This window comes from Achromobacter xylosoxidans (assembly GCF_001457475.1).
GTDB classification, from domain to species: domain Bacteria; phylum Pseudomonadota; class Gammaproteobacteria; order Burkholderiales; family Burkholderiaceae_B; genus Achromobacter; species Achromobacter xylosoxidans.
Genome location: NZ_LN831029.1, coordinates 2,517,485 through 2,536,304 on the forward strand (window position 1 = coordinate 2,517,485; position 18,820 = coordinate 2,536,304).

An 18,820-nucleotide genomic window follows, 5' to 3' on the forward strand; every position below is an offset into this window, starting at 1 on the left:
TCACACCGTGGCGATCGGCGTCACGGGCGACCCCACCGCGCCCGGCAGGCGCAGCGGCGGCGCGGTCAACAGGAAGCGGTTGCGGCCCTGTGCGTGCAGCCAGTCGGCCAGCGCCTTCAGGTACCACAGCTCGGCCAGCGGCACGCCCAGCTTGAACAGGCAGTGATGATGCAGCGGCAGGATCGAATGGCCGGGGCCGGTGGTGCGCGCCGGATAGGCCTCGACCGCGTAGTTGTCGGCGCAGATCGCTGCGATGCCGCTGTCGGTGATCCAGTCCAGCAGCGCCGGGTCGGCGCCGTCCAGCACCGCGCCGGTCTGCTCCAGCTGGTGCGGATCGGGCTGGCCGGCCATTTCTACCAGCGTTTCGGCGAAACCGGTGCGCAGCACCAGCATGTCGCCCGGCTCGACCACCACGCGCTGCTCGCGCAGCGCCGCCTGCAGCTGGGTATGGCCCACCAGCGTGCGGCCGGGGCCGAAGGCGCGCGCCAGGTCCACCAGCACGCCGCGGCCCTGCATGCCTTTTTCGGCATAGCGGTCGATGCCCAGCCTGCGCGCATACGAGCCGCCCGGCGGGCAGCAGGCGTCGGGGCCGGCGTCCTCGCCGCCGAACACGTCGACGCCGGCGGCATAGCCGTTGTAGTAGACGCGGCGGGCCTGGCCGTCGCCCTGGATGTCGAACTGGGCGCCCACGTGGCACAGGCCGTCCCATTGGGTCGAGTACTGCAGGCTGAGCGTGACCTGGTCGTCCGACAGCACGTCGACGGCGTCGGGCTGCAGGCGCGCCATGGCGAAGTTCAGGTAGGGCGTGCCGTCGCGGAAGGTGGGCTTGAGTTGCGGCGGGTGGCGGCGCGGGTTGAGCACGTTGCCGCCGGGCAGGTCCAGCGGCAGCGACAGGCAGAAGACCTTGCCGGTCCGCACCTCGCGCACCGCCTGCAGCACTTTTTCCTCGGTCAGCAGGTTCAGGCGGCCGATCTCGTCGTCAGGCCCGAAATCGCCCCAGGTCGATCCCTCGGGACGGCGCGTCCAGCGTTTCATGGTTTGTCTCCGGTATGTTTTTCGCGTTCTTGTGAATATAGTACGTATTTACGTACTATAGGAAGTGTCCGCATTCCGCGGGCGCCCATCGACAGCATCCGCCCCGAGGCGGAGCCAGAAGAAATCCGCGCCAAGCGGATTCGCGAGGAGACAGATCCATGACGCATTCCCTGCACAGGCGCGCCGGGCGGCGCGCGCTGGCCACGGCGGCGCTGGCCGTGCTGGCCGCGGCCCCGATTTATGCGGTCCAGGCGGCCGGCTATCCGGAGCATCCCGTCACCGTGGTCGTGCCGTATCCGCCGGGTGGCGGCGCCGACATCTTCGGCCGCGCCATCGCCAACGCGCTGCAGCCGGGCCTGAAGCAGACCGTGCTGGTCGAGAACAAGCCGGGCGCGGGCGGCAACATCGGCATGGCCTACGTGGCGCGCGCCAAGGCCGACGGCTACACGCTGGGCCTGGGCACCATCGGCACGCAGACCATCAACCAGTTCCTGTACAACAACATGGCGTTCGACCCCGAGCGCGACCTGGTGCCGATCGCGCTGGTGTCGACCACGCCCAACGTCATCGCCGTCAGCGCCAAGTCGCCCTACAGGACGGTGGCCGACGTGATCCAGGCGGCGCGCCAGAACAAGGAAAAGAAACTGACCTATGCGTCGCCCGGCATCGGTTCGTCGGTGCACCTGACCGGGGCCTACTTCGAGGCCATGGCCGGCGTGACCATGCTGCACGTACCGTTCAAGGGCACCTCGGCGTCGCTGCCGGCGGTGGCGGGCGGCCAGGTCGACCTGCTGTTCGACAACCTGCCCGGCGCGCTGGCGCAGATCAAGGACGGCAACCTGGTGCGGGGCGTGGCGGTGACGTCGGCGGCGCGCGATGCCTCGCTGCCCGACCTGCCTACCGTGGCCGAGTCCGGCCTGCCGGGCTTTGACGTGACGGCCTGGTTCGCCCTGTACGCGCCGCGCGGCACGCCGGAGCCGGTGGTGCGCCAGCTGATCGAGGCGGCGCGCAGCGGCCTGGGCTCGCAGGCCATTGCCACCAATTTCGCCACCATGGGCGCGCGGCCCGGCACGCTGTTCGGCGCCGACCTGGCCGCGTTCGAAAGGCAGGAACGCGCCAAATGGGGCGGCCTCATCAAGGACAAGGGAATCACGGCGCAATGACAACCCCCATCGCATTGGTCACCGGCGGCAGCCGGGGCATCGGCCGCGCCATCGTCGCGCGCTTGTTGCAGGACGGCTTCGAGGTCGTCAACTTCAGCCGTCGGCCGCCGGACGCGGCGCTGCCGGGCGAAACCTTCCAGTCCGTGGACCTGGGCGATGCCGCCGCCACGGCCGCGGCGGCCGCCGCGCTGGCGGCGGCGCGGCCGGTGCTGCACCTGGTCAACAACGCCGGCGTGATCCAGGTCGCCGACATCGAGGCGGTGACACAGGATGAACTGGCGCGCATGGTGGCGGTGAACCTGACCGCGCCGTTGCTGTTGATGCAGGCGCTGCTGCCCGGCATGCGCCGGGCCGGCTATGGCCGGGTCGTCAACATCGGCAGCCGCGCCGGCCTGGGCAAGCCGGGCCGCACGGTCTACGGCGCCACCAAGTCCGGCCTGGTGGGCATGACGCGCACCTGGGCGCTGGAACTGGGCAAGGCCGGCATCACGATCAACACCGTGGCGCCCGGGCCGATCGCCACCGAGTTGTTCGACCAGTCCAACCCGCCGGGCGACCCCAGGACGGTGGCGCTGGAGGCCGCCATCCCGGTGGGGCGCATCGGCCGGCCCGAGGACGTGGCGCATGCGGTGTCGTCGTTCCTGGACCGGCGCGCCGGCTTCATGACCGGGCAGGTGCTGTACGTCTGCGGCGGCATGTCGGTCGGTCTGGCCGGGTAGGCGTTCACACGGCAAGGCGCCTCGCGCGGGCCGCGGGGCGCCGCCGCGTCAGTCGCGGCGCTCCAGCGGCCAGCGAAGTGGCGGCGTGATCCCCACCTGCAACCCGGCGCCGGCCAGCACGCCGTGCAGCCGGATGGCCTCGAGCGCCAGGACGTTCTCGGCCACCGGCAGGTCCTGCGCGATGAGGTCGCGCGCCCGCTTGACGCCGATGCCCAGCGCCACCGCCAGGCGGGCGACGGCGCTGGCCGTGGGCAGGTCGCCGGCCCGCACCCGCAGCGTGTAGGGCGTGCGGTCCATGATCGGGTGGTGCGGATTGGTGGTCGCCACCATCCAGCCACAGCCGCCGCAGCGCGCGATCAGGCTCAGCCCCTGTTCGGTGACGGTCTGGGGCTGGCCGCATTCCGGGCAGGGGGAGGACGGGGCGGATTCGCTCATGGCGTATGGGAAACGGGCCTGGACGGGATGATAGGGGCAGTCCGCGCGCCGCGGCAACGCCGGCGCAAGGTTTGTCTTGGCGCGACAGGCCCTACGGCCGGCCCGCTGCCCCGAGAGCATGGCGCACGGCCTTGTCCGAGGCCCTGCCGGCCGCGCGCAGGGCGCCTTCGCGCTCGCGCCGCAACTGGCGCAGGACCTCGGCCGGCGTCACGCCGAAATGCGCCGCGAACTTGCGCTGGAAGGTGCGGCGCGACATATGGCAGGCGTCGGCCATGTCGTCGACCGACCAGCGCGCCGACAGGCTGGCCTCGATCTTCTCCACCAGGTCGCGGAACGGCGCCGCCAGGCGGTCCTGCAGGCGCATCGACTGGCTGTACTGGCGCTGGTCGCCGTCGCGCCGCATGAAGACCACCAGGCGGCGCGCCACGTCCTGCGACACCCGCGCGCCCACGTCGCGCTCGATCAGCGCCAGCGCCAGGTCGATGCCGGCGGTCACGCCCGCCGAGGTCCATACGGCGCCGCTTTCGATGTAGATGCGGTCGTCTTCCACCTTCAGGCCGGGATGCAGCTGGCGCAGGCGGTCGGCCGAGCGCCAGTGGGTGGTGACGCGGCGGCCATCGAGCAGGCCGGCAGCGGCCAGCAGGAAGGCGCCGGTGCACACGCTGCAGGTGCGGCGTGCCTGCGGGCTGCGGCGGCGCAGCCAGGCCAGGGTTTCGCCATGGGCGGCGGCCTGGTCGATGCCGGGGCCGCCCGGCACGAACAGCATGTCGATCGGCGCGTCGTCGTCGGTGGCGAAGGTGGCGTTGACCTGCATGCGCAGGCCCTGGTCCCAGGTGCCGACCACCGGCGTGGCCGCCACGGTGCTCAACTGGTAGCCGGCGCCGCCTTCGTCGTTGGCGCCGCTGAATGCCTGCCAGGGCCCGGCCAGGTCGAGCGGCTGGAAGCCGTCGTACAGCAGGAAGACAATGCGTTTTGGCGCGATCGTGCCGCCATTTGGCGCACGCGCGCCGGCCTGTCGGTCTACGCTGGCGGTTCCATTCTGCGAAGGAGCATCGTCGTGCATGTCAATATTCTCTTGTTCGAAGGGCTGACCCAGCTCGATATGACCGGGCCTTACGAGGTGCTCGCCGCCGCGCCCGGGTTCAGCGTCGATTTTGTCGCAAAATCGCCCGATCCGGTACGCAGCGATCGCGGCCTGTGTTTCGTGCCGACCCAGACGCTGGCGTCGGCGCCGCCCTGCGATCTGCTGGTGGTGCCGGGCGGGCCGGGCACGGATGATGCCATCCTCGACCCGGACTGGGTAGCCTTCACGCGCAGGCAGGCGTTGGGCGCGCGCTACGTCTTCGGCATCTGCACCGGTTCGCTGCTGCTGGGCGCGGCCGGCCTGCTGCGCGGCAAGCGCGCCTCCAGCCATTGGCGCGCGCGCGAACTGCTGGCGCATTTCGGCGCCGTGCCGACCGACGCGCGGCTGTGCGTGGACGGCAACGTCTTCACCGCCGGCGGCGTCACGTCGGGCATCGACATGGCCCTGAAGGTGGTGGCCACGCTGTGCGGCGATGAGGTCGCCAAGCTGATCCAGCTGCAGATCGAATACGACCCCGAGCCGCCGTTTCCCGGCGGCACGCCCAGGACCTCGGAACCGGACATCGTGCGGCAGTACCTGGCGCAGTCGCAGGCGCGCTTCGAGCGGCGCAGCGCCAAGGTGCGCCAGGCCGCGCTCAATGCCCCAGGTGGTCCAGCGGCAGCGGACTCTGCGGCTTGACGGTCTGGATGGCGAAGTTGCTGCGGATGTCCTTCACCCCTGGCAGCTTGAGCAGCGTGGTCAGCAGGAAGCGTTCGTAGGCGCGCAGGTCGGGCAGCACCACCTGCAGCAGGAAGTCCGATTCGCCCGACACCAGGTGCGCCGCCACCACTTCCGGCAGGGCGCAGACTTCCTTGCGGAACTGCTCGGCGTCGCGTTCGTGGTGGCGCTCGACCTTGACGCCGACGAAGACGGTCAGGCCCAGCCCGACTTCGTCCGGCGCCAGCCGGGCTTCGTAGCCCTGGATCACGCCGGCTTCCTCCATCAGCCGCACCCGCCGCAGGCAGGGCGAGGGCGACAGGCCGATCTGCTCGGCCAGCTCGACGTTGGTCAGGCGGCCGTTCTGCTGCAGGGCCTCGAGAATGCGCCGGTCATAGGCGTCCAATTGGCGTTTTGGCATGGAATGAAATTTTGGAGGGCTTGATTGGTCCAAGATGCCAATCATGTTATTCCTGTTGGCAGGAATAGCAAGCACATGCCGATGCCTTTTCCCTAGAATGATCGCCATTTCCTGCTGCACGGAGCGTGGCTCATGGCCGATATGGCGTTGTTTCTCGGGGCATTGTTGATTGTCTATGTGGTGCCGGGGCCGGACATGATCCTGCTGCTTGAAACCGGGGCGCTGCGCGGGCGCGGCCAGGCGCTGGCGGTGGCCGTGGGCCTGGCCCTGGCGCGCGCCGCCCACGTGACACTGGCGGCGCTGGGGCTGGCGGCGCTGTTCAAGACGCATCCGTGGGCCTTCGACGCGGCGCGCACCGTGGGCGGCGGCTACCTGATCTGGCTGGGCTTGCGGTTGCTGCGCGCCGGTCCCATGTCGTACGGCGTGGCGCACGAGGCGCAGGCGGCCGCGCGCGGCAAAGGGCTTGGCGCGGCGTTGCTCAGCGGGGTGCTGACCAACGTGCTCAACCCCAAGGCGTTGTTGTTCTGCTCGGTGCTGCTGCCGCAGTTCGTGTCGCCCGCGCAGGGGCCGATCGGCCGGCAGTTCGCGTTGCTGGGCGTGATCCTGGTGAGCCTGGGGCTGACCTTCGACGTGTTGTGCGCCCTGGCTGGCGGCGCGCTGGGGCGCTGGATGGCGGCGCATCCGCGGGTGCAGAAATGGGAGGGCGCCGTGTTCGGCGGCGCCCTGATCGCCTTCGGCCTGCGGCTGACGCTGAATCGTTGAGGCGGCGCAGGACGGGGGCCGCGCGGGCGGCGCATGCGGGACGCGCCGGCGGCAAAGAAAAAAAGGCCTGACTTGCGTCAGGCCTTTTGCCTACTTGCCGAAGGCGAAGGACGCTTCGTCCTGGTCCTGGCCTTGGTCCTGGTCTTCGCCATCGGCGCGCGCCGGCACGGGGCGGGCGCCGTCGGCCAGCATCTCCGCCTGCGTCAGGCCCTTGGTCAGCTCCAGGGCCTGGCGCTCGAACAGGCGCCGGTACAGGCCGCCTTTCAAGCGGATCAACTGGTCGTGGCTGCCTTCCTCGATGATGCGGCCGCGGTCCATCACCAGCAGGCGGTCCAGCGCGCGCACCGTCGACAGGCGGTGCGCCACCACCAGCGTGCTGCGGCCGACCATCAGGCGTTCCATGGCCTGCTGGATCAGCACCTCGCTTTCGCTGTCCAGGCTCGACGTGGCTTCGTCCAGGATCAGGATCGGCGCGTCCGCCAGGAAGGCCCGGGCGATCGCCACCCGCTGGCGTTCGCCGCCCGACAGCTTGACGCCGCGCTCGCCCACCAGCGTCTCGTAGCCCTTGGGCAGGGCCATGATGAAGTCATGCGCGCTGGCCAGCCGCGCCGCCTGCTCGATCTCGGCCTGCGTCGCGCCGGGGCGGGCATAGGCGATGTTCTCGGCCAGCGTGCGGTGAAACAGCACCGGCTCCTGCTGCACGATGGCGATCTGGCTGCGCAGCGACGCCTGCTTGACCTGGGCGATGTCCTGCCCGTCGATGGTGATGCGGCCGCCGTTGACGTCATACAGGCGCTGGATCAGCTTGATGAACGTGGTCTTGCCCGAACCCGAATGCCCGACCAGGCCGACCCGCTCGCCCGGCGCGATGCGCGCCGAGAAGCGGTCGTACAGCGCCACGTCGTGCCGGCCATAGCGGAAGGTCACGTCCTCGAAGCGGATCTCGCCGGCCGTGACGCGGATCTCGCCCGCGCCGGCGCGGTCGTCCACGCCCAGCGGCTGCTTCTCCAGCGCCACCAGTTCCTCCATGTCGTTGACCGAGCGCTGCAGGTTGCGGATGTGCATGCCCACGTCGCGCAGGTGGCCCTGCAGCATGAAGAACATCGTCAGCGCGAAGGTGATGTCGCCGACGCTGGCCTGGTTGCGCGACCACAGCAGCAGCGACGCGCCCAGGATGCCGGCCTGCATCGCCACCAGCATCGCGCCCTGGATGCCGCCGTTGATCGTGGCGCGGATCCAGGTGCGGCGCGTGCGGCGGCGCCACTTGTCGACCACGCGGTCCAGGCGCGCTTCCTCGCGGGTCTCGGCGCCGAAGGCCTTGACGACCGGGTTACAGCTGACCGCGTCGGCCAGCGCGCCACCCATACGCGTGTCCCAGGCATTGCCCAGGCGCGCCGCCGGCGCCACGTAGCCCAGCGACAGCGCCGCCGTGACCGCGATGTACAGCACCGACCCCAGGCCGACCACCAGGCCCATCACCGGCCAGTGGATGCCCAGCAGCACGGTGGCGCCGACCAGCATGATGACCGACGGCAGCAGCGCCACCAGCAGCGTGTCGTTCAGCACGTCCACCGCCCACATGCCGCGCGTGATCTTGCGCACGGTCGAGCCGGCGAAGCTGTTGGCATGCCAGTCGGTGGAAAAGCGCTGCACGCGGTAGAAGGCGTTGGACACCATGCCGTTCATCATCTTCAGGGTGAAGACGATGATGTTCTGGAACACGCCCTGGCGCAGCAGCGTGCCGCCGATGCCCAGCGCGATCAGCAGCCAGAACGCGGTGACGGCCGCGCCCCAGACCTGCGCGTCGGACGAGGCGCCGGAGGCCACGGCGTCGACCAGCCGGCCCGCGTACAGCGGGGTCAGCACATCGGCCACGGCCGACAACAGGGCCAGCGCGACGATGAGGGTGGTGCGCCAGGGCTGGGCGCGCCAATAGCGGAAGGTAAAGCCGAGGACGTCCTTGAAGGCTTGTCCTCGCAGATCGATTTTTGTTCGATTCATTGCGATCGCCCGGCAACGCGAAGGCGCCGGTTTCCTTTTGGGAAGAAGGTGATACGACCTGCGCCTCATGGCGCGGGCATTGCGTTCAGGGGTTTGGGGCGGGCACGGCGGACCAGTCGCCAGGTAGTCTGGCGATGGGGCCGCGCGAGCGACGACTTAATGGCGTCGCGGAGATACGCGCGGGATGGCGGTATGCGGATTCATCATCTTGCGCCTCCCAGGTGTAGGTGAAGGGAAAAAAGAATGGGCACAGGCCCGAATTGAAGATTCTATAGAAGTGGTGTAGGCGGATCAACCGCGCGAGCGGTGGGGGAATGCTCGCGTGTGGGTTTTTCCCCACGGCGGTAGGTGCGCCGGCGCGCCGCGCCACGTGGGCGCGGCCGCCGGCCAGGCGCCTTACTTCAGGAACCCCGTCGAGATCCACGGCACCGCGGCAATGACCACGATGCCGACCGCCATCGAACCCAGGTAGCCCAGGATGGGGCGGATGCCGGCTTCGGGCGCGACCCGGCCAATGGCGCAGGCGGCGTAGTAGCCCACCCCGAACGGCGGCGCGAACAGGCCCAGGCCCATCGCCAGGATCACCACCATGGCGTAGTGCACCTCGTGGATGCCCATCTGGTGCGCGATGGGGAACAGCAACGGACCGAACAGCACGATGGCGGGGATGCCCTCCAGCACGCTGCCCAGGATGACGAACGCCACGATCGACACCGCCATGAAGGTGGCCGCGCCGCCGGGCAGGCCCGCCATGGCCTGCGCCAGCTGGGTCGAGAAGCCCGATTGCGTCAGCGCCCAGGCCATGGCGGTGGCGGTGCCGATGATCAGCAGGATCGATCCGGACAGGCAGGCGGTGTCCACCAGCATGGGCTTGAGCCGCTTGGCGTCGAAGCAGCGGTAGACCAGCAGCCCGATCAGCGTGGCATAGACGATGCCGATGGTGGACACCTCGGTGGCGGTGGCCACGCCCTCGACCACGGCCGCGCGGATCACGAAGGGCAGCGCCAGCGCCGGCAGCGCCACCAGCAGGGCGCGGCCGATCTGGCGGCCGCTGGCCTTGCGCACCGCGCTCAGGTCTTCGCGGCGGTTGCGCCACCAGACCACCAGGCACAGCATCACGCCCAGCACCAGCCCGGGCAGCAGGCCGCCGGTGAACAGCGCCGTGATCGACACGCCGGTGACCGAGCCGATGGTGATCAGCACCAGGCTGGGCGGCACGGTCTCGGTCTGCGCGCCGGTGGCCGACAGCAGCGCCACCAGGTCGCCCTCGTCGGCGCCGCGCTCGCGCATCTCCGGGAACAGCACCGGCGCCACCGCGGCCATGTCGGCCGCCTTGGCGCCCGAAATGCCCGAGACCACGTACATGGCGCCGATCAGCACGTACGACAGGCCGCCGCGCACGTGCCCCAGCAGGCTGGCCAGGAAGGCCACCATGCGCTTGGCCATGCCGGTCATCTCGATCAGCACGCCCAGGAACACGAACAGCGGCACCGCCAGCAGGATCAGGTGCGACATGCCTTCGTCCATGCGCCCGACCACCACCATCATCGGCACGTCGGTGGTCAGCGACAGGTAGCCGAAGGTGGCCAGCCCGAACGAGAAGGCGATCGGCACGCCCGCGAACACCGTGGCCGCCACCACGCCGACGAAGAAGATCAGCAGGTTCAGGTTGCCCAGTCCCGCCAGCACCGGCTGCAGCGCCGTCATGGCGGCCACCACGCCGCCGACCAGCAGCAGCGCCAGGCCGGTGACGCGCCACTGCGCGCGTTCGACCAGCCGCAGCAGCGCGATCAGCAGCATCAGCGCGGTGCCGACCGGCAGGGCCGCGGCGCGCCAGATGTTGGGGATCTCCAGCGCGGCGGTGGTGACGTACCGTTCCTCCGAAGCGTATTCGTAGCCGGGCGCCTGCAGCAGCAGCAGGAACGCCAGCGCCGCCGCCACCGCCACCATGTCCAGCAGCGCGCGGGTGGCGGGCGAGGCGCGATTGACCAGCGCGCCCATGCGCATGTGCTCGCCGCGGCGGAAGGCGATCACCGCGCCCAGCATGGCCAGCCACAGGAACAGGATCGAGGCCAGCTCGTCGGACCACACCAGCGGCGTGTGCAGCACGTAGCGCGCCACGATGCCCGAGAACAGGATGACGATTTCCGCGACCACCAGGATGGCCGCGGGAATCTCCACCAGGTGGCCCAGGGCATTGTCGGCGGCGATGGCCCAGGGCCGCCGGCTGCCCGGGGCGGCACCGGCCGTGGGCAGCACTTCCGCCGGATGCGTGAGCGCAGCCCTCATGACAGGCTCCCGGCGGCCTGCTCCAGCAGGCCCCAGGCCTTGCCGCCGTATTTTTCCTTCCAGCTGGCGTAGAAGCCGGCGCGGCGCAGCGCGTCGCGGATGGGCGCGGGGTCGGGGGTGTTGAAGGCCAGGCCCTGCTCGGCCAGCTTGGCCTGCAGCTGATTGTTGAGCGCCAGCACGTCGGCGCGCTCGGCCATGCCGGCGGCGTTGATGTGTTTGGCGACGACCTCGCGGATGTCGGCCGGCAGCTTCTCCCAGGCGCGGCGGTTGCCCAGGAACCAGAAGCCGTCCCACATGTGGTTGGTCATCGAGCAGTACTTCTGCACTTCGTACAGCTTGGCGGTCTGGATGATGGCCAGCGGGTTTTCCTGCGCGTCCACCACGCGGGTCTGCAGCGCCGAATAGGTTTCGTTGAAGTTGATGCTGGCCGGCGACGAGCCGAGGGCCTTGAACATCGAGGTCCACAGCGGGCTGACCGGCACGCGGATCTTCAGGTCGCGGAAATCGTCCGGGCCGGTAATGGCGCGCGAGCTGGTGGTGACCTGGCGAAAGCCGTTGTCCCAGATGCGATCCATGACGAACAGGCCCTTGCCATTGATGTCGGCGCGGATGTGGGCGCCCAGGTCGCCGTCCATGGCCTTCCAGACCGAAGCGTAATCGGGGAAGGCGAAGCCCACGCCGCTGATCGACGCGCTGGGCACCAGGGTCGACAGGATCAGGCCCGACAGGGTGAAGAACTCGACGGCGCCGGCGCGCAGCTGGCTCAGGGTGTCGGTGTCGGAGCCCAGCTGGCTGCTGGGGAACACCGCCAGTTCGAAGCGGCCGCCGGTGTCCTTGAGGATGTTCTGCGCGGCCTCGTTGGCGCGCAGGTTCATCGGATGCGAGGGCGGCAGGTTGTTGGCGTACTTGTAACGGAACTGGGGCGCCGCCAGCGTGCGCTGGAACGGCGCCAGGGCGAGCAGCGCGCCGCCTCCCGCGGCGCGCATGAGGTTGCGTCGAGTCGTGTTCATGCTGTCTCCTTGGTTATGAGATCCGGCCGCCGTCGAGGACGGCCGGATAAAGCGCCTTGCCAGGCTTGTTGCTTTATCTTTGCATGAGGTCCATTATATGGACCTGCTTACTACCCTTAAATTCATTAAATCATATTGATTCGCTAGCGTAAATCTATAAAACTGGTGCAGAATGAAAAAACAAAATCACATTGACGGTCCACAAAATGGACCTGATGAAAAAACAGGCGGAGACGTGACGGAGACCTCATCCCAGGTCGGTGGCGCCCAGGCGATATCCCGCGCAATGCTGGTGCTGCGCGCGGTGTCGCGCACCCGCGGCGAAGGCGCGGGCCTGCTGGCGTTGACGCGCGACACGGGCATGAGCAAGCCCACCGTGCACCGCATCCTGGCCGCGCTGGCCGCCGAAGGCATGGTCGAGCAGGACCTCGCCAGCCGCCGTTACTTTCTCGGGCCCGAATGCCACGTGCTGGGCAACATCGCCAGCGAGCGCTTCGGCATCAACCGGCTGGCCGCGCCGGTGGTAGCGCGGCTGGCCCACGAATGCGGTGATTCCGCCTTCTTTTCGCTGCGCCGCGACGTGTTCGCGGTCTGCGTGCTGCGCGAGGACGGCGACTACCCGCTCAAGACCCACGTGCTGTTGCCCGGCGATCGCCATCCGCTGGGCATCGGCGCCGGCAGCCTGGCCATCCTGGCGGCGCTGCCCGACGACGAGGTCGACGCCTGCCTGCAGGCCAATGCCGGCCTGATAGAACGGCGCTATCCGCATTACTCCGTGCCGCTGATCCGCACGCTGGTCGATGAGGTGCGAGAACAGGGCTATGCCGTGAACCGCGGCTTGGTGGTGCCGGGTTCGTGGGGCATCGGCATGCCGCTGCGCGACGAGCAGGGCCATGTGCTGGGCGCGCTCAGCATCGCCGCGGTCGAATCGCGCATGGACGAAGAAAGGCAGTTCCAGCTGGCCAAGCTGTTGTCACGCGAGGCCAAACGCCTGCTTGCGCAGGCCAACCCGGCAGGCCGCGAGGCGCGGGCGCGCCCGCCGGCCGCCAAGCCCAAGCCCTGATCCGCCATGCCGGCGGGGCGGGGCTGCCAACAGAGGAGACAGCAATGAGCAAGCGTGCCGTCATCGTGGGGTGGTCGCACATCCCATTCGGCAAACTCGACGACCCCGACACCGAAAGCCTGATGGCGCGGGTATCCGGCGCCGCGCTGGAGCACGCGGGCGTGAGTCCGCAGGCCGTGGACGGCATCTATGCCGGCGTCATGAACAGCGGTTTCCAGAAGCAGGATTTCCAGGCCGCGCTGGTGGCCCTGGCCGATCCGGCATTGGCCCATGTGCCGGCAACCAGGCTGGAGAACGCCTGCGCCACGGGGTCGGCCGCGCTGTACGCGGCCATGGATTTCATCGAGGCCGGGCGCGGCCGCGTGGCGCTGGTGGTGGGCGCCGAGAAAATGACCGCCCGCTCCACCGAGGACACCGGCGATATCCTGCTCAATGCCAGCTACCGCAAGGAAGAAGCCACGCTGCCGGGCGGCTTTGCCGGCGTGTTCAGCCGTATCGCCACGGCCTATTTCGAGCGCCATGGCGACCACGGCGAGGCGCTGGCCCGCATCGCCGCCAAGAACCACGCCAACGCGCTGGACAATCCCTATGCGCAGATCCGCAAGGACCTGGGCTTCGAGTTCTGCAATACCGTTTCCGAAAAAAATCCCTATGTGGCGGCGCCGCTGCGGCGCACCGATTGCTCGCCCATTTCCGACGGCGCGGCGGCGCTGGTGCTGGCCGACGCGGAAACGGCGGCGGACCTGCGCCGCGCCATCGGCTTTCGCGCGCGGCGCCACGTCAATGACTTCCTGCCGCTGAGCCGGCGCGATCCCATCGCCTTCGAGGGCGCGGCGCGGGCCTGGCGCGAGGCCTTGGCCGAGGCCGGCGCGACCCTGGACGATTTGAGCCTGGTGGAGACGCACGACTGCTTCACCATCGCCGAATTGATCGAGTACGAGGCCATGGGCCTGGCGCCGCGCGGCCATGGCGTGCGGGCATTGCGCGAAGGCTGGGTGCAGAAGGGCGGGCGCCTGCCCGTCAACCCGTCGGGCGGACTCAAGGCCAAGGGCCATCCGGTGGGCGCCACCGGCGTGTCGCAGCACGTCATGGCGTGCCTGCAACTGGCCGGCGAGGCGGGCGCCATGCAGGTGCCGGACGCGACGCTGGCCGGCGTCTTCAACATGGGCGGCGCGGCCGTGGCCAACTACGTCAGCATCCTGGAGCGCGTCAAATGAGCGGCCCGTTGCAGCAGGTCGCGGCGCCGCCCGGCGGCGTGGCGCCGGTATCGCGGCGGGTGATGAACCTGGCGCATTTCCTGGTGCAGGCGGCGCGCCGCCATCCGGCGCGCGCCGCGCTGGTCTGCGGCCAGGCGCGCCTGAGCTGGCGCGAGCTGGACGCGCGCACCGCCGCGCTGGCGCGGGCGCTGGCCGAGCACGGGGTGGGCAAGGGCGACCGGGTGCTGGTCCACGCGCGCAACAGCTTCGCGTTCGCCGAAACTCTGTTTGCCGTGTTGCGGCTGGGCGCGGTCTGGGTGCCGACCAACTGCCGCATTTCACCGGACGAGGCCGTCTACCTGGCGCGGGCGGCCGGGGTCAAGGCCTTCCTGTGCGAGGGCCAGTCGCCGGCGCACGCCGCGGCGGTGGCGCAGGCCATGCCGGACCTGGCCCTGCTGGCGCGACTGGGCCCGGGCGAGTTCGGCGCGGCCGACACCGCCTCCCTGATCGATGCGCGCCTGCAGGACGCGCCGGCGGCCTGCGTCGACGTGGACTACGACGACCCCTGCTGGTTCTTCTTCACTTCCGGCACCACCGGCCATCCGAAGGCGGCGGTGCTGACGCATGGCCAGATGGCCTTCGTGCTGACCAATCACCTGTGCGACCTGATGCCGGGCACCACCGAACACGACGTCAGCCTGGTGGTGGCGCCCTTGTCGCATGGCGCGGGCATCCATTTCCTGACCCAGGTGGCGCGCGCGGCCGCCACCGTGCTGCCGGAGGGCGAGCGCTTCGACCCGGAAGAGGCCTGGCGCCTGGTGCAGGCGCACCGGGTGACCAACATGTTCACCGTGCCGACCATCGTCAAGCTGCTGGTCGAGCATCCGGCGGTGGACGCCTTCGACCACACCAGCCTGCGCTATGTGATCTACGCCGGCGCGCCGATGTACCGCGAAGACCAGAAGCGCGCGCTGGCCAAGCTGGGCCGTGTGCTGGTGCAGTACTTCGGGCTGGGCGAGGTCACCGGCAACATCACCGTGCTGCCGCCGGCGCAGCACCATGACGGCGACGGCCCCGAGGCGCGCGTGGGGACCTGCGGCTACGAGCGCATCGGCATGCAGGTCAGCATCCAGGACGAGGCCGGCAACCCGCTGCCGGCGGGCCGGACCGGGGAGATCTGCGTCTGCGGGCCGGCGGTGTTCGCCGGCTACTACGACAACCCGGCCGCCAACGCCAAGGCCTTCCGCAACGGCTGGTTCCGCACCGGCGACCTGGGCTACCAGGACGACGCGGGGTATCTCTACATCACTGGCCGCGAATCCGATATGTACATCTCGGGCGGCTCCAATATCTATCCGCGCGAGGTCGAGGAAAAGGTGCTGGCGCATCCGGCGATCGCGGAGGCGGCCGTGCTGGGGGTGCCGGACCCGGTGTGGGGCGAGGTGGGGGTGATGGTGTGCGTGCTGCGACCCGGCGAGACACTGGAAGAGGAGGCCCTGCTGGCCTGGCTCGGATCGCGCATGGCGCGCTACAAGCTGCCGCGCCAGGTGTTCTTCTGGGATGCGCTGCCGCGGTCGGGCTACGGCAAGATCACCAAGAAGCTGGTGCGCGAGGCCCTGCGCGAGCGGGGCTGCCTGGCGCCTGCCTAGGAAACGGGGCCGCCGCGCGGCGGCCGCGCAAGAGGGTGCGGACATCGCGAACACATCGCGAGCACACAACGAGGAGACCGAGTCATGGATGGAGCGCAGGAAGCGGTGCTGGTCACGGGAGGCGCGTCGGGCATTGGCCTGGCCGTCGCGCGTGGCCTGCTGGGCGCGGGACGCCGGGTGCTGGTGGCCGACGTGTCGCAGGAACGACTGGACGAGGTGCGAGGCCTGGCGCCGGCGGATCGGCTGGGCTGCGTGCGGATGGATGTGTCCGACGAGGCGCAGGTGAGCGAGGCGATCGCGAGGCTGGAGTCCGACTTCGGGCCGATCGCCGGGCTGGTCAATTCGGCGGGTATCGGCCGCGACGTGCCGTTCCTGGAGACCGACGCGGCGTTGCTGCGGCGGATCCTGGAAGTGAACCTGGTGGGGTCGTTCGTGGTGGCGCGCGAGGCGGCCCGGCGCATGCGCGATCGCGGCCGCGGGTCGATCGTGAACATCGCGTCCGTGTCGGGCATCCGCGGCAACGCGGGCCGGGCGGCGTACGGGGCTTCCAAGGGAGGCGTGGTGACGCTGACCCGGGTGATGGCGGTGGAGCTGGCCGCCTACGGCATCCGCGTGAACGCGGTCGCGCCCGGGCCGATCGAGACGCCGCTGGTGAGCCAGATGCACACGGATGAGGCGCGCGCGGCCTGGCGTCGGGTGGTGCCGCAGCATCGCTACGCGGCGCCGGAGGAACTGAACGGCACCATCGGCTGGCTGCTGGACGAGTCGCAGTCCAGCTACGTGACCGGGCAGGTGATCTGTGTGGACGGCGGCTTCACCGCGGCGGGCATGCTGCCGGCGGTGCATTGACGCCCGCGTTTTCAGCTTTCATTCCCATCTTGCGCCACAAGCGCACGGAGTGCACATCATGCGAACCACCACCGTGGATCGTTCGTTGCGGGGATCACCGGTATTGCCCCGCCCCAGGACGCTGATACACCCGGGAGCCTTCAACCCGGTCCGGATACACAGCCGCTGCGCGCGGCGCGGCCGCCATGTCCGGCTGGCGCTGCAGCCCGGCGCCAGCCTGTTCGAGGCGCTGGTCAATGGCCTGGCGCCGCTGGGCGTGGAGAACGCCTCGATGACGCTGCTGAGCGGCGAATTCAGCCATCTCGACTACTGCACCGCGCCGCCGGACCCGGCGCATCTGCGGGTGGTGGCGTACACCGCGCCGATCGCGGCGGGCGCGGCCACGCTGATCTTCGGCAACGCCACGCTGGGCAAGGGCGACAACGGCGAGCCGCTGGTGCACTGTCACGCGGCGTTTTGCGATCAGGGCGGGGCGCTGCTGGGCGGGCACCTGATCCCGCAGACCACGATCGTGGGCGCGGCGCCGGTGACGGTGCTGGTGACGGCGCTGGAAGGCTTCGAACTGCGCGCCACTTATGACGCCGAAACCAATTTGCGGCTACTGCAGCCGCGGGAGATCTGACGATGATGCCGGCCGAGGTCGAAAGCGGAAGCATGGGGCGGGTGGCGTATGCGCGCATCGGGCCCAACGAGGATCTGGTGCAGGGGGTGGAGAAGCTGTGCCTGGCGGAGGGGTTTCGCAACGCCTTCGTGCGCGGCGCGCTTGGGAGCCTGGTGGATGCCTGCCTGTATGCGCGCGGCGGGGAGGTGCGGCAGCTGGAGGGGCCGGCGGTGGAGATCGTGAGCCTGGCGGGAGAGGTGCGCGCGCAGGCGGACGGGTCGGTGGTGGCCTCGCTGTCGGGGGTGGTGGCGGACCCGGCGGGGCGGGTGCACGGCGGGGTGTTCGTCCCGGGGGCGAACCCTGTCTGCATGACGTTCGAGGTGACGTTGGAGGAGTGGCTGCCGGACGGCGGCTGAGGCGCGGGCGGGTGAGGCGCGATGCGGCGGCCGGGACGGATACACTTGGCCACCCATGCGCCAAGGAAAATGACATGAAACGCACCCTGTCGGCCGGCATCAGACTGGCCCTTGCGGCCTGCCTGATCTTCGCCGCGCTGTTTGTCGTCATCGGCGGCTGGACCACGGGCTATTCGTTGGAAAGCGTGATCTGGCTCGCGCTGACCGGCGCCATCTTCGGCGCGATCGGGGCGCCGGCCATCGAGCCGAAAGCGTTCCGCTATCCGGCGCTGTGGCAGGTCGGCTGCGCCGTGGCGGGATGCCTGCTGGTCGCGGCCCTGCTCGGCGCCGGCATCGACGGCTACCTGCTGGCCGTCGCGCTGGGCGTCCTGCTCGGCTATCTCGCGCCGTACTGGATCACGCGCGTCACGGGCCCTTGACCGGCCCTGGCCGCGGCCGCGCCGCCGGCTGCTTCGCGCGAAATCCGGCAAAGCCGCTCCAGCACTGCTGCGTGTAGCTGTAGAGCGCGTCCTGCGCCTTCAGCGGGCTGCGGCCGGCCAGCCGCGCGAGGACGTAGTGGCCCTGGCGCTGGGGATCGGGCGGCAGCGGTACTTCCACGAGCTGGCCGGCCTGCTGTTCCTGGCGGGTGACGCAGATGACGCCCAGCAGCAGGGTGTCGGTGGCGAGGGCCAGGCGGACCAGCGGGTCGAGATTCTCGCAGCGCACGCTGACCATCTGTTCGGGCGCGCCGGCGGCGCCCAGGGTTTCGGCCAGGCGCAGCGCGACCTCGGGACTGAGGGTACTGGAGGCGACCGGGTATTGGCGGATGTGCTCGATGGCGGGGCGGCGGTGGGCCAGGATGGGATGACCCTTGCGGCAGACCATGCCGGCGCGCAGGGGGGCGAGGGGGCGGGTTTCGATGTCGGCGGCGCCATGGAGCATGCGGGCGTCGCAAACCATGGCGTCGATGCGTTCGGCGCGCAGCAGGTCGACCAGGGCGGCCGTGGTGCCCAGTTCGGCGGCCACGCGCACCTGTGGGTAATGGGTGGCCATGTGGGCCAGGAAGGGCGTGAGCAGCAGCGAGGCGGGCGTGGGACTCAGCCCGATCGAAAGCGCGCCGGATTCGCCGCCGGCCAGGGTCTTGAGTTCGCGGCGCAGTTCGGCTTCCTCGTAGCGCATGCGGCGGGCGCGTTCGGCGACGCAGGCGCCGTAGGGCGTCAGGCGCACCTGGCGGGTGCCGCGGTCCAGCAACGGCAGGCCAAGCTCGGCCTCCAGCGCCTGGATGCTGCGGCTGAGCGCGGGCTGCGACAGGTTGACCTTGTCGGCGGCGCGCGAAAAGGTGCCGTGTTCGACCACGGCGAGCAGGTGCTTGAGTTTCTGGAAGTCCATGTTCCAACCGCATGAATTGTATGAATTAAATGCATTGGAATTATAGATAGCGGCTCCGTATCA

The 18,820-nt window shown here is 69.9% G+C and carries 19 protein-coding genes; 11 read left to right on the top strand and 8 right to left on the bottom strand.

The features are described 5' to 3' along the window. Nucleotides 1–1,035 carry a cyclase family protein gene (locus AT699_RS11370; protein WP_024068548.1) on the bottom strand — a complete coding sequence of 345 codons (1,035 nt, stop codon included), beginning with the start codon at nucleotides 1,033–1,035 and terminating at the stop codon, nucleotides 1–3. Between the two features lie 158 nt (nucleotides 1,036–1,193). Here AT699_RS11370 and AT699_RS11375 point away from each other — a divergent pair, with 158 nt between their 5' ends. Then, entirely contained in the window at nucleotides 1,194–2,198 is a 1,005-nt protein-coding gene (locus AT699_RS11375) for a Bug family tripartite tricarboxylate transporter substrate binding protein (RefSeq protein WP_024068550.1), read from the top strand. Further along, entirely contained in the window at nucleotides 2,195–2,917 is a 723-nt protein-coding gene (locus tag AT699_RS11380; RefSeq protein WP_024068551.1) for an SDR family NAD(P)-dependent oxidoreductase, read from the top strand. The genes AT699_RS11375 and AT699_RS11380 overlap by 4 nt, the downstream gene beginning before the upstream one ends. Before the next feature lie 48 nt (nucleotides 2,918–2,965). Here the strand turns inward: AT699_RS11380 and AT699_RS11385 are convergent, their stop codons facing one another. Both AT699_RS11385 and AT699_RS11390 read right to left on the bottom strand, forming a co-directional pair. After that, nucleotides 2,966–3,352, bottom strand: a complete 387-nt coding sequence (locus AT699_RS11385) for a hypothetical protein (protein ID WP_006387027.1) — start codon at nucleotides 3,350–3,352, stop codon at nucleotides 2,966–2,968. A gap of 91 nt (nucleotides 3,353–3,443) precedes the next feature. Next, a complete protein-coding gene (locus tag AT699_RS11390) occupies nucleotides 3,444–4,415 on the bottom strand; it encodes a GlxA family transcriptional regulator (protein ID WP_024068552.1) in 972 nt (323 codons plus the stop codon). Here AT699_RS11390 and AT699_RS11395 point away from each other — a divergent pair. Then, nucleotides 4,410–5,114: a DJ-1/PfpI family protein gene (locus tag AT699_RS11395; RefSeq protein ID WP_020927221.1), complete on the top strand. Its 705-nt coding sequence runs from the start codon at nucleotides 4,410–4,412 to the stop codon at nucleotides 5,112–5,114. The genes AT699_RS11390 and AT699_RS11395 overlap by 6 nt on opposite strands. On the opposite strand, the gene AT699_RS11400 is transcribed toward AT699_RS11395, so the two are convergent. Further along, on the bottom strand, nucleotides 5,071–5,553 hold the full coding sequence (locus tag AT699_RS11400) for an Lrp/AsnC family transcriptional regulator (RefSeq protein WP_006387030.1): 483 nt from the start codon (nucleotides 5,551–5,553) through the stop codon (nucleotides 5,071–5,073). The genes AT699_RS11395 and AT699_RS11400 overlap by 44 nt on opposite strands. 132 nt (nucleotides 5,554–5,685) lie before the next feature. On the opposite strand from AT699_RS11400, the gene AT699_RS11405 reads away from it, so the two are divergent. Next, nucleotides 5,686–6,315 carry a LysE family translocator gene (locus AT699_RS11405; protein WP_024068554.1) on the top strand — a complete coding sequence of 210 codons (630 nt, stop codon included), beginning with the start codon at nucleotides 5,686–5,688 and terminating at the stop codon, nucleotides 6,313–6,315. A 90-nt stretch (nucleotides 6,316–6,405) separates the two neighbouring features. Here AT699_RS11405 and AT699_RS11410 read toward each other — a convergent pair whose 3' ends face one another. The 3 genes from AT699_RS11410 to AT699_RS11420 form a co-directional block, all read right to left on the bottom strand. Continuing rightward, nucleotides 6,406–8,316, bottom strand: coding sequence for an ABC transporter ATP-binding protein (locus tag AT699_RS11410; RefSeq protein WP_024068555.1), 1,911 nt, complete (start codon nucleotides 8,314–8,316; stop codon nucleotides 6,406–6,408). Between the two features lie 396 nt (nucleotides 8,317–8,712). Beyond that, nucleotides 8,713–10,605: a TRAP transporter large permease gene (locus tag AT699_RS11415; RefSeq protein WP_006387033.1), complete on the bottom strand. Its 1,893-nt coding sequence runs from the start codon at nucleotides 10,603–10,605 to the stop codon at nucleotides 8,713–8,715. Then, nucleotides 10,602–11,615 (bottom strand): TRAP transporter substrate-binding protein, encoded by a 1,014-nt coding sequence (locus AT699_RS11420; RefSeq protein WP_024068557.1) that lies wholly within the window; start codon nucleotides 11,613–11,615, stop codon nucleotides 10,602–10,604. The genes AT699_RS11415 and AT699_RS11420 overlap by 4 nt, the downstream gene beginning before the upstream one ends. A gap of 235 nt (nucleotides 11,616–11,850) precedes the next feature. Between AT699_RS11420 and AT699_RS11425 the strand changes: the two genes are divergently transcribed. The 7 genes from AT699_RS11425 (at nucleotide 11,851) to AT699_RS11455 (ending at nucleotide 17,808) form a co-directional block, all read left to right on the top strand. Beyond that, complete coding sequence (locus AT699_RS11425; protein WP_035200224.1) at nucleotides 11,851–12,678, top strand: IclR family transcriptional regulator; 828 nt, start codon at nucleotides 11,851–11,853, stop codon at nucleotides 12,676–12,678. A 44-nt stretch (nucleotides 12,679–12,722) separates the two neighbouring features. Then, nucleotides 12,723–13,895, top strand: coding sequence for an acetyl-CoA acetyltransferase (locus AT699_RS11430; RefSeq protein ID WP_020927227.1), 1,173 nt, complete (start codon nucleotides 12,723–12,725; stop codon nucleotides 13,893–13,895). After that, the gene (locus AT699_RS11435; protein ID WP_024068558.1) at nucleotides 13,892–15,523 is read left to right on the top strand and encodes an acyl-CoA synthetase; all 1,632 of its coding nucleotides are present in this window, start codon (nucleotides 13,892–13,894) and stop codon (nucleotides 15,521–15,523) included. Before AT699_RS11430 ends, AT699_RS11435 begins: the two co-directional genes overlap by 4 nt. An 84-nt stretch (nucleotides 15,524–15,607) precedes the next feature. Further along, on the top strand, nucleotides 15,608–16,372 hold the full coding sequence (locus AT699_RS11440) for an SDR family NAD(P)-dependent oxidoreductase (RefSeq protein ID WP_006387038.1): 765 nt from the start codon (nucleotides 15,608–15,610) through the stop codon (nucleotides 16,370–16,372). Between the two features lie 58 nt (nucleotides 16,373–16,430). Further along, entirely contained in the window at nucleotides 16,431–16,994 is a 564-nt protein-coding gene (locus AT699_RS11445) for a PPC domain-containing DNA-binding protein (protein WP_024068559.1), read from the top strand. 2 nt (nucleotides 16,995–16,996) lie between these two features. Beyond that, entirely contained in the window at nucleotides 16,997–17,389 is a 393-nt protein-coding gene (locus tag AT699_RS11450) for a PPC domain-containing DNA-binding protein (RefSeq protein WP_006387040.1), read from the top strand. Nucleotides 17,390–17,463: 74 nt separating this feature from the next. Further along, the gene (locus AT699_RS11455) at nucleotides 17,464–17,808 is read left to right on the top strand and encodes a hypothetical protein (RefSeq protein ID WP_024068560.1); all 345 of its coding nucleotides are present in this window, start codon (nucleotides 17,464–17,466) and stop codon (nucleotides 17,806–17,808) included. On the opposite strand, the gene AT699_RS11460 is transcribed toward AT699_RS11455, so the two are convergent. Next, a complete protein-coding gene (locus AT699_RS11460; RefSeq protein WP_024068561.1) occupies nucleotides 17,795–18,757 on the bottom strand; it encodes a LysR family transcriptional regulator in 963 nt (320 codons plus the stop codon). The genes AT699_RS11455 and AT699_RS11460 overlap by 14 nt on opposite strands. Nucleotides 18,758–18,820 lie beyond the last annotated feature (63 nt).